Below are 13,259 nucleotides of genomic sequence, written 5' to 3' on the forward strand. Positions count from 1 at the left end.
TGCGTTTGCAATACTTTAAAAAAAAACTAAATGAAATTTATACGTAACTTCTGTATTATCGCTCATATAGACCATGGAAAGAGCACCTTGGCAGATCGGTTGCTAGAACGAACGGGAACTATTTCTGATAAAGAAAAGAAAAACCAATTTCTTGATGACATGGACCTTGAACGAGAACGTGGTATTACCATTAAAAGTCACGCTATTCAAATGAATTATAAGTATAAAGGAATCGATTATATACTTAACCTGATTGATACTCCAGGACATGTCGATTTTTCCTCAGAAGTATCGCGATCGATTACTGCTTGTGAAGGAGCTTTATTGATAGTGGATGCTGTGCAAGGCGTACAAGCCCAAACTATATCTAATTTTTATCTCGCTCTAGAAAATAATTTAAAAATAATCCCTATACTTAATAAAATCGATTTACCAGGATCGAATCCTGAAAGAGTTGTTGTTGATATTGTAAATCTTATAGGATGTTTACCTGAAGAAATAATTTATGCGAGCGCTAAAAAAAATATAGGAATTGATAAAATTCTAAATACTATAATAGAGAAAATTCCTCATCCTCATGGAGATCCTATATCTCCATTACAAGCGTTGATTTTTGATTCTATCTATAACTCTTTTCGAGGAGTAGAGGCTTATTTTCGCGTTCTGAATGGTGAAATAAGGAAAGGACAGAAGATCAAATTCATGGGAACTGAAAAAATTTGTTCTGTAGATGAAATTGGAATTTTTAAATCAAAAAAAATTCCTATGGAATCCATAGGTCCTGGAAATGTAGGCTATCTGATTCCAGGAATCAAAAATGTTTTAGAAATTAAAGTAGGTGATACTTTTACCTCAATTGATAATCCAGCAACAAATCCAATCAAAGGGTTTAAAGAAGTAAAACCTATGGTATTTGCAGGAGTTTATCCAGTAGATAGTAAAGACTATGAAGAGTTGCGTACCTCCATTGAAAAATTACGATTGAACGATGTTTCTCTCACTTTTATTACAGAATCTTCCATAGCTCTTGGTTTGGGTTTTCGATGCGGATTTTTAGGTATGTTACATATGGAAATCATACGAGATCGGTTGCATCGTGAATACAATATTGCAGTAATAACAACCGTTCCGAATGTTGCCTATAAAGCTTTTTTAAAAAAATCTACTAAAAAATTCCTTTGGGTGAATAATCCCTCGGACATGCCTCCTTCTTCTTTTTTAGAAAGAATAGAAGAGCCTTATATAAGAGCTTCGATCATCACCTTATGTGAATATTTAGGTTCAATAATGTCTTTATGTATAAAAAAAAGAGGAATAATTAAGAATCAATCGTATATAACGCCTAGTAAGGTAGAACTTCTATTGGAAATTCCATTGGCTGAGGTAGTGTTTGATTTTTATGATAAACTTAAATCACTTTCTAAGGGATATGCTTCCTTTGATTATACTCCTATAGAGTATAGGACTTCCGATCTAGTAAGAATAGATGTTCTTATCAATACTAAAACAATAGATGCTTTTTCTGCCATAGTGCCAAGAAGCAACGCTTTTTATATAGGTAAAAAAATGTGTGAAAAATTATACAAACTTATTCCAAGACAACAGTTTGAAATTCCTATACAAATAGCTATCGGAAGAAAAATTATTGCTAGTGAAACAATTAAGGCATTTAGAAAAGATGTGATAGCTAAATGTTACGGAGGAGATATTTCCCGAAAAAAAAAACTTATAGAAAAACAAAAAAAAGGTAAAAAAAAAATGCGGCAAATCGGGAAAATTGAAATACCGCAATTAGCTTTTATGACCATGCTGAAATTAGAGGATTAATTATATAAAAAAAATAAAGTTGTATATTTATTATTTATTTTAATCCCCTTACCATGTATGTCATTGTAGAGATAGCAGGGTTCCAATATAAAGTTTACCAAGACAGATTCGTATATATTCCTCGGTTAAAACAAAAAGAGGGAGAAAATGTAACTTTTAATCGAGTTCTTTTACTAGAGAGGTCTGGGGATGTTACCATAGGTACTCCATTTATAAAGAAAATACAAGTAATAGGAAAGGTCCTTTCGCATATTAAATCTGATAAAATCATAGTTTTTAAAAAAAAAAGAAGAAAAGGATATCAGATCAAACAGGGTCATAGACAGAAACTTACCAAATTAAAAATTATTTCCATCAATATGGAATAAGTAAATAACTCAATAAATATATTCTAATGGCTCATAAAAAAGGAGTAGGAAGTTCAAAAAATGGACGAGATTCAGCAAGTAAACGATTAGGAATAAAAATATTTGGAGGTCAAAAGGTCCAGCCTGGAAATATTATTGTTCGTCAAAGAGGAACTAAACACCGCCCGGGTAATCTAGTTTTTATGGGTAAAGATCATACTTTACACGCTGCAGAATTAGGATTAGTGAAGTTTTATAAAAAAAAAGGAAATTCCTACGTGTCTGTTATTAAAATGGATAAATAAAAATCCATCAATGGTTATTCTTTATGACTGGTTGCAGTTTAAATATTTTTGACCATTGTTTCACGTCCAAATATACTTAATAATTATATGTTACAAGTATCATTTATACGAGAAAACCGGGAAAAAGTCATTGAAGGACTTAAAACACGTAAATTTTATAAAATTTATTTAATTGATAGAATCTTGTCTCTAGATAAGGAAAAAAGAAAAATCCAATTTCAATATAATGAATATCTTGCAGCTTACAATAATCTCTCTAAAGAGATAGGTAAACTTTTCACAAATGGTAAAGGGACACAATCACTTCGTTCCCAATCTTTAAAATTAAAGTCAGAAATACATGAACTGAATAAAAAACTTTCCCAAAAGTCAAAGCTCCTAAAGGAAGCTTTGCTTAAAATTCCTAATATTCCTTATAAATTAGTTAAATCAAAATTTGTTTCTGAAAAAAATGAGATTCTTTATAATTGTCATTCTTCCCATTTATTAAATAAAAAGAAGCTCACTCATTGCGAGCTTGCTAATAAATTTCATCTGATCGATTGGAAATTAGGTGCAAACATAAGTAAATCAGGTTTTCCAGTATATATTGGTCAAGGTGCTCGGTTACAACGAGCACTTGTACAATATTTTCTTGATAAAAATATTCGTGCAGGTTATATCGAGTACGCTTTACCGTATATAGTAAATGAATCTTCTGTACAAGGTACCGGACAATTGCCTGATAAAGAAGAACAAATGTATTATATAACTCGAGACTTTTTGTATCTAATTCCAACTGGAGAGATCCCATTAATAAATTGTTTTCGGGATAAAATTTTGCCCGAAAATAAATTACCTATTAAAGCTACTACTTATACACCTTGTTTTCGAAGGGAGGCTGGTTCCTATGGAGCTAATGTTCGAGGACTTAATCGATTACATCAATTCGATAAAGTAGAAATTGTCCAGATTTCTACCCCTGAGACTTCTTCTGAGATTTTAGAAGAAATGGTCAAATATGTTCAAGGACTTTTAATGAATTTAAATTTACCCTTTCGATTGTTACGATTATGTGGTAGAGATATAGGTTTTACGTCGGCTATTACGTATGATTTCGAAATATATTCATCGATACAGAAACGTTGGTTAGAAGTTAGTTCTATATCTAATTGTACTGATTTTCAAACTAATAGACTTAATATCCGATATAAAAATAACGGAGGAAAAATCCTGTTTTGCCATGCTCTTAATGGCAGTGCTTTAGCATTACCAAGAATTTTAGCAGTTCTTTTAGAAGAGAATCAGGATGAAAAAGAAATTCTTATTCCCAATGTCCTCGTTTCCTATACTGGATTTGAAAAAATTACTCTTCCTTTTTGAGGTTTGATGAAAGTCACGGAATACATAGAACGTGCTAAAACCACATTATTATCTTTCGAGATTCTTCCTCCTTTGATTGGAAGAAGTATTTTAGATATTTTTGATGTGCTAGATCCTCTGATGGAATTTAATCCTCCTTTTATAAATGTGACTTATCATCGGGAAGAATATGGAATAAAGAAGCTGAGAAAAAAGAAAAAATTTTCTAGAAGACCAGGGACAATGGCTATCTGTGCAGCTATTATGAATAAGTATGGAGTAGATCCCGTTCCCCATATACTTTGTGGAGTATTTAACAAAAAACGGACAGAAAATATTTTAATCGATCTCTGGTTATCAGGCATAAGAAATATTTTCGTGCTTAGAGGAGATACGATGAATTTTGAAAAAAAAAATGTACCGGAACATAATGTACATAACCATTCGGTTGATTTGGTAAAACAAATATACTACCTAAATAAGGGAATATATCTAGATAAAAACTTTATAGGTGTACATACCACGGATTTTTGTATCGGTGTAACTGGTTATCCAGAAAAACATTTTGAATCTCCTAATATGAATGAAGATATTTTTCATATAAGGAAAAAGATTACATCTGGAGCAGACTATATTATTACACAAATGTTTTTTGATAATACCAAATATTTTAATTTCGTATCTCGTTGTAGGTCAGAAGGATTAACTGTACCTATTATTCCTGGAATAAAGCCCATTTCTTCCAAATCCCAACTATGGAATATTCCTGCTCATTTTTATATCAATCTCCCTCATGAACTTGTTTGTGAAGTGCAACGGGCTAAGAATAATAAAGATGTATCTAGGATCGGCATAGAATGGGCTATTCAACAATCCAAAGAACTAAAAAAATACGGGATCCCTGTGATACACTATTATACTATGAGTAACCCTCATAACGTTTATGAAATAGTGAAAAATATTTGTTAATCCAGAAATGTTATGGATCAGCTGTGATAATAATTTACCTCTAAAGTAAATCATTCTTATGGAAGAGGTTCAACAAATTCTTTCTCTTAGTAAGAAAGAAATGGAAAAATCTCTAGAACATCTTAAAACCGATTTTTCCAAGATCCGGACTGGAAAAGCTAACCCAAATATGCTTGACACAATAAAAGTAGAATATTACGGAGTTATTACTGCATTAAATAAAATAGCCAACATTAGTATCATAGATTCGACAACTTTAAGTATTTATCCTTGGGAACGTAGTCTATTGTCTTCTATAGAGAGAGCTCTAATTAATGCTAATATAGGATTTACCCCAATGAATAATGGAGAAGCCATTATTATTCATTTTCCACCTATAACGGAAGAACGTAGAAAAGAATTAGTGAAAATAGCTAAGGAAGAAGCAGAATTAGGAAAAGTAAGTATTCGAAATGTAAGAAAAGAAACTAACCATCTTTTAAAGAAAAACAAAAATATTTCTGAAGATTTGTTAGAACTTTCTGAAGAGAAAGTGCAAAAAATTACCAATACTTATATTCATCAAATAGATGAACTTCTTGCTGGAAAAGCAAAAGAAATTATGACGATATAATCCTTTAATGAAAGTCTTTTCTATTAAAGAGTTACTGGATGAAAGTCCATCTCTTATGACAAAAGAAGTTTTTGTAAATGGTTGGGTAAAATCTGTTAGAAGTCGACGTTTTATTGATTTGAATGATGGTTCTACTATAAAAGATTTACAAATAGTAATAGAAGGGTCAAAATTTGCTTCAGATTTTCTAAAAAAAATTACTATAGGCATTGCTTTACGAGTTTTTGGAACTATTGTAATAAGTTTAGGAAAAAAACAATCTATTGAAATTATTGCTAAAGAAATTAAAATATATAGCGAAATATCCCATAATTACTTACGTGGAACTATTTTACAACCCAAACATCATAGCTTCGAAAAGCTTCGAGAACAAGCTCATCTTCGTTTTCGGACCAGATTGTTTAGTGCTATTCTGAGGATTAGACATCAATTGGCTTTTTCTATACATCATTTTTTTCATAAACATAATTTCTATTATATACATACTCCCATTATTACTACTTCGGACGCTGAAGGCGCTGGTAAAATGTTCCGAATTACTTCTTTTAACCTGGAAAATATTCCTAATCATGGTTATCTAGATGATTTCTTTGGGTGTTCTACATATCTGACCGTGTCTGGACAACTTGCTGGAGAAACTGCTGCTATGGCTTTAGGAAAGATTTATACGTTTGGACCTACTTTTCGTGCAGAAAATTCCAATACTTCACGACATCTATCCGAATTTTGGATGGTAGAACCTGAAATGGCCTTCTATGAATTAGAAGACAATATGGATTTAGCCGAAACTCTTCTCAAGAGTCTCCTAAATGATGTTTTAAATAATTGCGTTGAAGATTTAGATTTTCTTAATTGGTCTTTTATTAAAAATCAGAAACCAAAATTTGAAGGACAAAATATTGTCGAAATTTTATACTTTATAAAGCAACACTCTTTTGCTAGGGTTAGTTACAGCGAAGCTATTGAGATTTTATTATCTAGTAACTTAAATAAGAAAGGGAAATTTAAATATCCAATACGCTGGGGAATGGATTTACAATCAGAACATGAACGATTTTTGGTAGACAAATATTTTGGGGTCCCGGTTATTATATTTGATTATCCAGCAGACATTAAGGCTTTTTATATGCGAATAAATGATGATAGTAAGACCGTTAGAGCCATGGATGTCCTATTTCCTAGAATAGGAGAAATTATAGGAGGGTCTCAACGTGAAGAGAGATATGATATTTTATTAAATCGTATGAAAGCATTTCAGATCGATGAAAAAGTCCTTTGGTGGTATTTAGACACGCGGCGGTTTGGTTCAGCTCCACATAGTGGGTTCGGTTTAGGTTTGGAACGTCTTGTGCAATTTACTACAGGTATGAGCAATATTAGAGATGTCATTCCTTATCCTAGAACTCCTAAACACGCAGATTTTTAGAAAATGTTTAAACAAAACTTGCAACAGAAAGTTCAACAAAAACTTTCTCCGAAACAGATCCAATTCATGCAACTTGTGCAGCTTCCTGTTTTAGCCTTCGAAGAGAGACTTCACCAAGAAATTGAAGAAAATCCTGTATTAGAATCTTGTCTCAATGAAGAAGGTGAACATTCTGATGAATTATCCTCTTTGGAGGAAGATGCTCAAATTATAGATGTCTCTGATGTAAATATTGATTCATATCTCAGTGACGATGATCTTCCAGATTATAGAACCCATAAGATAAGTTCTTATGATAAAATTATCTCCTTTTCTACGGGAACTCTGAATAGTTTTTATGAACATCTTAAACAGCAGTTACATGGTTTTAAATTGAGTGATAAAGATGTTATTATAGTAGATTTTATTTTAGGAAACTTGGATGAAGATGGTTATTTACGTAGAAACCCTGAGGATTTATCCGATGATATAACCTGGACCACAGGAATCAAAGTGGATAAAGAAAAAGTAAACAATTTACTTGTAAATTGCGTTCAAAAATTATATCCTTTAGGAATAGGAGCAAAAGATCTTAAGGAGTGTCTTTTAATTCAAATACAAAAGAAACCTTCAAGTCCATCAATTGATTTAGCAAAAAATATTATCCTCCTGGATTTTGAGTCTTTTTCTAAAAAACATTATGAAAAGTTGCGGGAACGTTATCATGTAACATATGAAATGCTTCGAAAAGCTCTTTATCAGATAGAACGTTTAGATCCAAAGCCTGGGAAAACATATGCTAACTTGCAGGTTCAGGATGCTACAACACATATAGTTCCTGATTTTTTACTTAATATTGTAAATGGTGAATTAGAAATTTCTTTAACTAAACCGAGTTCATTAGAACTGAGAATATCGCCTTCATATGTAGAGATGTTTCGTTCATATCAGCAAGGTCAGAAGTCTTTTTATCATCCCGTACGTTTTATTAAACAAAAACTTGATGCAGCAAAATGGTTTCTCGATGCGGTTAAACATAGAGAACAAACTTTGTTATTAACAATGAATGCTATTATTGATTATCAAAAGGAATATTTTCTTAGTGGGGACAAGAAACAAATTCGGCCAATGGTATTGAAAGATATCGCTATTAACATTAACATGGATATTTCCACTATCTCACGGGTGGTAAATAGTAAATATCTTGAAACACCTTATGGTCTCTTTCTTCTAAAAGATTTTTTTTCTGACAAAATGATTAATCAAAAGGGAGAAGAAATTTCAACCATTGAGATAAGAAATATCCTTTCCAATTTTATTACTCAAGAGAATAAAAAATTACCTTTTACCGATGAAAAATTAACTACTTTACTTAGAGAAAAAGGCTATCATATAGCTAGGAGGACTGTCTCCAAATATAGAGAGCAGCTTAATATTCCTGTAGCACGATTGCGAAAATTTGTTTTATATAAAAAATGTCACCTTTGAAAAACTGAAAATACGGTTCTGACTGGAAAAAATGAATAAAAAATATTATTATACGTGGACGAGATCAGATGATTACACGATATTGTAGATGACGTAGGGGAGACTGCAGCTGTAGATGCTACGATTAATTACTGTATGCTTGTAAAATACACGGACAGCAAATTATAATGGTTTACCTGAGATATTACTTATTGATGAATGGCGTTATGGGCAATCTCTACAACGGACTCATATAGAAAAATAAAATTTGAACTCATTTTTTAGTAAAAAATGATTATATTTACAATTGGATTGCGGGGTGGAGCAGTTGGAAGCTCGTCGGGCTCATAATCCGAAGGTCACAGGTTCGAATCCTGTTCCCGCTACTATTGCGTTTCTACAATTCTGCCCTACAATTCGTACTCCGGATTCATACTCTAACGTGCCCAAAGCGGGATTCGAACCCGCACGGTCACAATGACCACTGGATTTTGAGTCCAGCGCGTCTACCCATTACGCCATTTGGGCATAAATATAAATATATATATAAAAGGGGTTTTTTATCCATTCGACGACACGTCAATTAACATAAGGATTAGTATTCTCATAAAAAAAGAGATGAAAAATATGAGAGTTCGTTTTGCTCCAAGTCCGACAGGACCATTGCATTTAGGTAGTCTCAGGACAGCTCTTTACAATTATTTATTAGCAAAAAAACATAAAGGTGATTTTATTCTTAGAATAGAAGATACTGATCAGGATAGAATTGTTCCAGGATCTGAAGATTATATAATAGAAGCGTTGAATTGGTGTGGATTGACTCCTAATGAAAGTCCCTCTAATATTGGAAATTATGGCCCTTATCGTCAATCCGAACGGAAGCCCTTATATGATGTTTATATTCGTCAACTGATCGATAAGGGACATGCTTATTATGCTTTTGACGCTCTAGAAAGAATAAATACTTTGAGGGAAAAAATAAAAGGAGAAGTCTTTTCTTATAATGAAAAAACCAGACTCCAAATGGATAATTCATTGTCCATGACTTCTCAAGAACTATCCCATCGGTTACAACAAGGACCCCAGTATGTTATACGTTTCAAAACAAACACTATAAATGAATGTTTCATCCTTCATGATGAAGTCAGAGGAAAACTTAAGATTAATACTAAGACCTTGGAGGATAAAATTCTAGTAAAATCTGATGGAATGCCTACCTATCATTTAGCCAATGTTATAGATGATCATCTGATGAAAATAACGCATGTAATTCGTGGAGAAGAATGGTTATCTTCATTACCTCTTCATATACTATTGTATAAAGCACTAGGTTGGGAAATACCTTGTTTTGCGCATTTACCTCTAATTTTTAAACCTGAAGGTAAAGGAAAACTTAGTAAAAGAGATGGTGAACGTCTCGGATTCCCAGTTTTTCCTTTAAATTGGAAAGATAGTTTAGGATGTAGAGAAAAGGGGTATTTTCCGGAAGCGTTTATTAATATCATTGCCCTTTTGGGTTGGAATCCTGGAGGAGAACAAGAAATCTTTTCGTTAGATGAGTTAATCGATAAATTTTCTTTACAAAGAGTTAGTAAATCTGGAGCGCGTTTTGATAAAGAAAAAGCTAAATGGATTAATCAACAATACTTACGTAAGAAACCTATTGAAGAACTTATTTCATTATTTCATAAAGAACTTGAAAAGCATAAAATTATTTATAAAGATGAATACCTTAGAAAAATTATTGAAGCTGTAAAAGAAAGAGCTCATTTTATTAGTGAAATATGGGACCATTCTTATTATTTTTTTGAATCTCCGAATCAATATGATGTTAAGTCTATAAAAAAGGTAGAACCTCTGAAGAATATTTTTCTTTTAAAGAAAATAACACAACCACTTTCAAAGTGGCATAATTTTTATGCATCTACACTTAAAAAAACTTTTGAAGATTTTATCCAAAAAAAACAATTGTGTTTTAGTAAAATGATACAGCAGATGCGTTTAGCATTAGTAGGGACCCTACAAGGTCCAGATATATTTTTGATCATGGAAATGATTGGAAAGGAAGAAACTCTAAAAAGAGTGTACCGTTTCATTCAAATGTTTTCTGTATAAAAGTGGACTAATCCAATAGAAACATTATGTCCACAGAATCCAACGTTTATAGTGCGTTTTTGCATTATATGATTGGTTATCATCAGTAATCTGATTATGGCTCAAGAAGGTAATAATGAGGCTCAATGACCAGTCATAGATTTAGTAGAATTAATATTAATTTGATATACGAAGACTTTTTTTATTGCTTTAATTTCTGTCATATCTACTAAAGGAGTTGAAGTTACGTGCTACATTTGTGCAAGAGCATTTTTCATCATCCCTATGCCAGCAAGTTCTCCTAGAACAAATAATCCGTAGAGAAAGGTCTTGAAGAAGTCATTATTTCTTGTAGAAAGAGCATTAGAAGCACAAGATGATACTGTAGCAGGGACCTTTGAGATGAGTATCAAAGAAAGGATTATTACCTGGAAAATAATTGAAAAGAGATTTTTCATGACCAACCAAATAACACCTATTCTATTTTTATTTTCCTTAGCCGCATGCAAACTGAGTTTTAAATGTATTAAAATAAGTAATAGGAGCTTACTCCTCCAATAGGACCCCTAATCTTGTAATAACTACCTTTCTATCTTGTGGCAAGATGTATATAATCTATAACATTCTGGATGGTAAATATCTTTTCTGCGTCCTCATCTGGTATTGAAATGTTAAATTCTTTTTCAAATTCCATAATAAGTTCTACATTGTCTAAAGAATCCGCACCGAGATCTTTAATAAAATTGGCATTAGGCTGTATTTCATTATCATTTATAGCTAACTTGTCTATAATTATTTTTTTTACTTTTTCTTGAATATCTTCTTTAAGCATATTGTTAAGGTTTGCTTCCTACACTATTTTTTTTTACATGAAGTAATCCTCTTTTTATGGTAAGCTTTCACCTTTTTCTAAAATAGATATCTAACAATTGAAAAGAATTAGATGACGTAGCATGTCCACTTGAGATTTATCCTTCATAAATTGTTTTATACTTTTTTTCTACAATAACTTGTTGTATAGTTCCTTTAAGATTAAAGGCAACTTCAGGAATATGAACATCTAGAATCATGAAATGGGATCTTTAATGTCTACTAATTCCCTAGGAATTGTTCTGCTACGTTAAAAGGTTGAGAAAGAAAACGTTGCTTCTTCGCTTAGTTCATCCAGACCGAGATAATGTCTTGTAACTCGGTGTGCACAACGATTTAAGTAGTTAATATTCTCGAAGTCGAGTCTACCTAAAGAAGAAATTTTTCTGTATAAAAAGTAGCTGTAATATCGTCGGCGTGAGAAACTATCCGTTCTTGCATTATACTCATTTAAGAGGATAAAGTGGGTTGATTACCTGCCTTACAAAAAATAGAACATCTCGTCCTTTACCACTGTCACGATAATATTCAGCTACGGAAAGGTTCAAAACTGCCTTAGAGCTTCTCTATCAACTCATTACCCAGATTTCACGAAGCAAATCATTACTCTCTCTTGTACGCGAGCCAACTCAAGCAAAGACCGAAATTCCTTGATAAGCTATATTATTTATTAGTTACTGAATTATAACAGTTTTTCCTACACCAGCATACCAATTTTTACGACCTTTGCATAAGGTTCAACTAGATCAATAACTTTCGTCATTGTAGAAAACTTGGGCGATGGTCCAACTACATTCAATAATCGCGACAGAAACAGTAATAGGCATTCCTATCTTTAAACCATCAGTAGAATCCATGGTACTTCTAATATTAAATCTTTTTCTGAAGAAGAATTATTAAAAATGAGGACCTATGATTTGTATAATACTACCCTCTATTATTTCATACATTAACTTGATTATCTATTAAGAATATATTGACTTAAAAAGTCTCCTACTTCTTCTGTCCCTAAGGATTTATGCTTACAAATATCTACAGTAGATTTTTTATTATGTATAGAATTCGCCACTGATTTTCTTATTTCTTGAGCTTCATTTGACAATTCGAAATAATCAAGCATCATAGCAGCTGAAAGCACACATCCTAAAGGATTAGCTATATTTTTTCCTTCGGCTTGAGGATAAGAGCCATGTACTGGTTCAAAAATAGCATTTTTTCTACCAATAGAAGCTGAAGGTAATAACCCAATAGAACCAGTAATTACACTCGATTCATCTGATAAGATATCTCCAAACATATTTTCCGTTAAAATGATATCAAATCTAGAAGAATTAAGAATAATCTGCATACTAGCATTATCTACAAGAAGAAAATCCACTATGACTTCAGGATAATCTATAGAGATTTTCTTAATAATTTCTCGCCATAGTCGTGAGGTTTCTAACACATTTGCCTTATCTACTAAAGTCAGTTTTTTTTTTCGTAAAAGCGCTGCTTTAAAAGCGTCTCGTCCAATACGTTCTATTTCATCGGAAGAATAGCAGCAATAGTCATAAGCTTGTTTTCCATCAACAGAACGGCCTTTTTTACCAAAATAAATCCCACTAATTAATTCCCGATAGATTATGAAATCTGTTCCTTTTATATATTCCATTTTTAATGGAGAGGAATTCATTAATAAATCATAAGTAGTTATAGGACGTATATTACAATAAAGATCCATAACTTTCCTAATTTTTAGTAACCCTTGTTCAGGTCTCATTTTCGTATCACTATCATAGTTAGGATTTCCAACAGTTCCCAATAATACTGCATCACTCTCCATACAAATTTCTAGTGTTTCTTTAGGCATCGGATCTCCTGTCTTTTGAATAGCTATAGCGCCAATCAAAGCTTCTTGGTAAACGAAATTATGATTAAACTTCTTAGCTATAGCATTCAATACTTTTATTGATTGTCGCATAATTTCAGGTCCAATACCATCCCCGGATAAAACTGCTATATTTTTTTTCATAATAAAA

At 32.1% G+C, this 13,259-nt stretch carries 12 protein-coding genes, 2 tRNA genes and 1 pseudogene; 10 read left to right on the forward strand and 5 right to left on the reverse strand.

Going from position 1 to position 13,259, the window contains the following annotated elements:
- Positions 1–30 precede the first annotated feature (30 nt).
- The 9 genes from lepA (at position 31) to FNIIJ_RS01430 (ending at position 8,660) form a co-directional block, all read left to right on the forward strand.
- The gene (lepA, locus tag FNIIJ_RS01390) at positions 31–1,827 is read left to right on the forward strand and encodes a translation elongation factor 4 (protein WP_038436265.1); all 1,797 of its coding nucleotides are present in this window, start codon (positions 31–33) and stop codon (positions 1,825–1,827) included.
- A 53-nt stretch (positions 1,828–1,880) separates the two neighbouring features.
- Positions 1,881–2,195 (forward strand): 50S ribosomal protein L21, encoded by a 315-nt coding sequence (gene rplU / locus FNIIJ_RS01395; RefSeq protein WP_038436267.1) that lies wholly within the window; start codon positions 1,881–1,883, stop codon positions 2,193–2,195.
- A gap of 26 nt (positions 2,196–2,221) precedes the next feature.
- Positions 2,222–2,479, forward strand: coding sequence for a 50S ribosomal protein L27 (gene rpmA / locus FNIIJ_RS01400; RefSeq protein WP_038436268.1), 258 nt, complete (start codon positions 2,222–2,224; stop codon positions 2,477–2,479).
- A gap of 87 nt (positions 2,480–2,566) precedes the next feature.
- On the forward strand, positions 2,567–3,841 hold the full coding sequence (serS, locus tag FNIIJ_RS01405; RefSeq protein WP_038436269.1) for a serine--tRNA ligase: 1,275 nt from the start codon (positions 2,567–2,569) through the stop codon (positions 3,839–3,841).
- Positions 3,842–3,847: 6 nt separating this feature from the next.
- Entirely contained in the window at positions 3,848–4,789 is a 942-nt protein-coding gene (locus FNIIJ_RS01410; RefSeq protein ID WP_038436270.1) for a methylenetetrahydrofolate reductase, read from the forward strand.
- A 58-nt stretch (positions 4,790–4,847) separates the two neighbouring features.
- Positions 4,848–5,402, forward strand: a complete 555-nt coding sequence (gene frr, locus FNIIJ_RS01415; RefSeq protein ID WP_038436271.1) for a ribosome recycling factor — start codon at positions 4,848–4,850, stop codon at positions 5,400–5,402.
- A 7-nt stretch (positions 5,403–5,409) separates the two neighbouring features.
- A complete protein-coding gene (gene asnS, locus FNIIJ_RS01420) occupies positions 5,410–6,828 on the forward strand; it encodes an asparagine--tRNA ligase (protein WP_038436273.1) in 1,419 nt (472 codons plus the stop codon).
- A 3-nt stretch (positions 6,829–6,831) separates the two neighbouring features.
- Positions 6,832–8,295: an RNA polymerase factor sigma-54 gene (gene rpoN / locus FNIIJ_RS01425; protein ID WP_038436274.1), complete on the forward strand. Its 1,464-nt coding sequence runs from the start codon at positions 6,832–6,834 to the stop codon at positions 8,293–8,295.
- A gap of 292 nt (positions 8,296–8,587) precedes the next feature.
- Positions 8,588–8,660: transfer RNA gene (locus tag FNIIJ_RS01430), tRNA-Met, on the forward strand.
- Between the two features lie 57 nt (positions 8,661–8,717).
- Here the strand turns inward: FNIIJ_RS01430 and FNIIJ_RS01435 are convergent.
- A tRNA-Leu gene (locus FNIIJ_RS01435) sits at positions 8,718–8,802 on the reverse strand.
- A gap of 90 nt (positions 8,803–8,892) precedes the next feature.
- On the opposite strand from FNIIJ_RS01435, the gene gltX reads away from it, so the two are divergent.
- Positions 8,893–10,389, forward strand: coding sequence for a glutamate--tRNA ligase (gene gltX, locus FNIIJ_RS01440; protein WP_199397421.1), 1,497 nt, complete (start codon positions 8,893–8,895; stop codon positions 10,387–10,389).
- A 125-nt stretch (positions 10,390–10,514) separates the two neighbouring features.
- Here the strand turns inward: gltX and FNIIJ_RS01680 are convergent.
- The 4 genes and pseudogenes from FNIIJ_RS01680 to leuB form a co-directional block, all read right to left on the reverse strand.
- Positions 10,515–10,619 (reverse strand): annotated as a pseudogene (locus tag FNIIJ_RS01680) (hypothetical protein); the annotation flags it as partial.
- Positions 10,620–10,877 (reverse strand): hypothetical protein, encoded by a 258-nt coding sequence (locus FNIIJ_RS01445; protein ID WP_148299237.1) that lies wholly within the window; start codon positions 10,875–10,877, stop codon positions 10,620–10,622. It lies immediately after the preceding pseudogene.
- 80 nt (positions 10,878–10,957) lie between these two features.
- Positions 10,958–11,200: an acyl carrier protein gene (locus tag FNIIJ_RS01450; RefSeq protein ID WP_038436278.1), complete on the reverse strand. Its 243-nt coding sequence runs from the start codon at positions 11,198–11,200 to the stop codon at positions 10,958–10,960.
- 996 nt (positions 11,201–12,196) lie between these two features.
- A complete protein-coding gene (leuB, locus tag FNIIJ_RS01455) occupies positions 12,197–13,252 on the reverse strand; it encodes a 3-isopropylmalate dehydrogenase (RefSeq protein WP_038436279.1) in 1,056 nt (351 codons plus the stop codon).
- Positions 13,253–13,259 lie beyond the last annotated feature (7 nt).

The sequence above is a fragment of the Candidatus Walczuchella monophlebidarum genome (genome assembly GCF_000709555.1).
GTDB classification, from domain to species: Bacteria; Bacteroidota; Bacteroidia; order Flavobacteriales; family Blattabacteriaceae; genus Walczuchella; species Walczuchella monophlebidarum.

Bases quoted from the DNA above. Each gene is read 5' to 3' on its own strand.
- lepA (WP_038436265.1), top strand. From the start codon at position 31: ATGAAATTTATACGTAACTTCTGTATTATCGCTCATATAGACCATGGA.
- rplU (WP_038436267.1), top strand. From the start codon at position 1,881: ATGTATGTCATTGTAGAGATAGCAGGGTTCCAATATAAAGTTTACCAA.
- rpmA (WP_038436268.1), top strand. From the start codon at position 2,222: ATGGCTCATAAAAAAGGAGTAGGAAGTTCAAAAAATGGACGAGATTCA.
- serS (WP_038436269.1), top strand. From the start codon at position 2,567: ATGTTACAAGTATCATTTATACGAGAAAACCGGGAAAAAGTCATTGAA.
- FNIIJ_RS01410 (WP_038436270.1), top strand. From the start codon at position 3,848: ATGAAAGTCACGGAATACATAGAACGTGCTAAAACCACATTATTATCT.
- frr (WP_038436271.1), top strand. From the start codon at position 4,848: ATGGAAGAGGTTCAACAAATTCTTTCTCTTAGTAAGAAAGAAATGGAA.
- asnS (WP_038436273.1), top strand. From the start codon at position 5,410: ATGAAAGTCTTTTCTATTAAAGAGTTACTGGATGAAAGTCCATCTCTT.
- rpoN (WP_038436274.1), top strand. From the start codon at position 6,832: ATGTTTAAACAAAACTTGCAACAGAAAGTTCAACAAAAACTTTCTCCG.
- gltX (WP_199397421.1), top strand. From the start codon at position 8,893: ATGAAAAATATGAGAGTTCGTTTTGCTCCAAGTCCGACAGGACCATTG.
- FNIIJ_RS01450 (WP_038436278.1), bottom strand. From the start codon at position 11,200: ATGCTTAAAGAAGATATTCAAGAAAAAGTAAAAAAAATAATTATAGAC.
- leuB (WP_038436279.1), bottom strand. From the start codon at position 13,252: ATGAAAAAAAATATAGCAGTTTTATCCGGGGATGGTATTGGACCTGAA.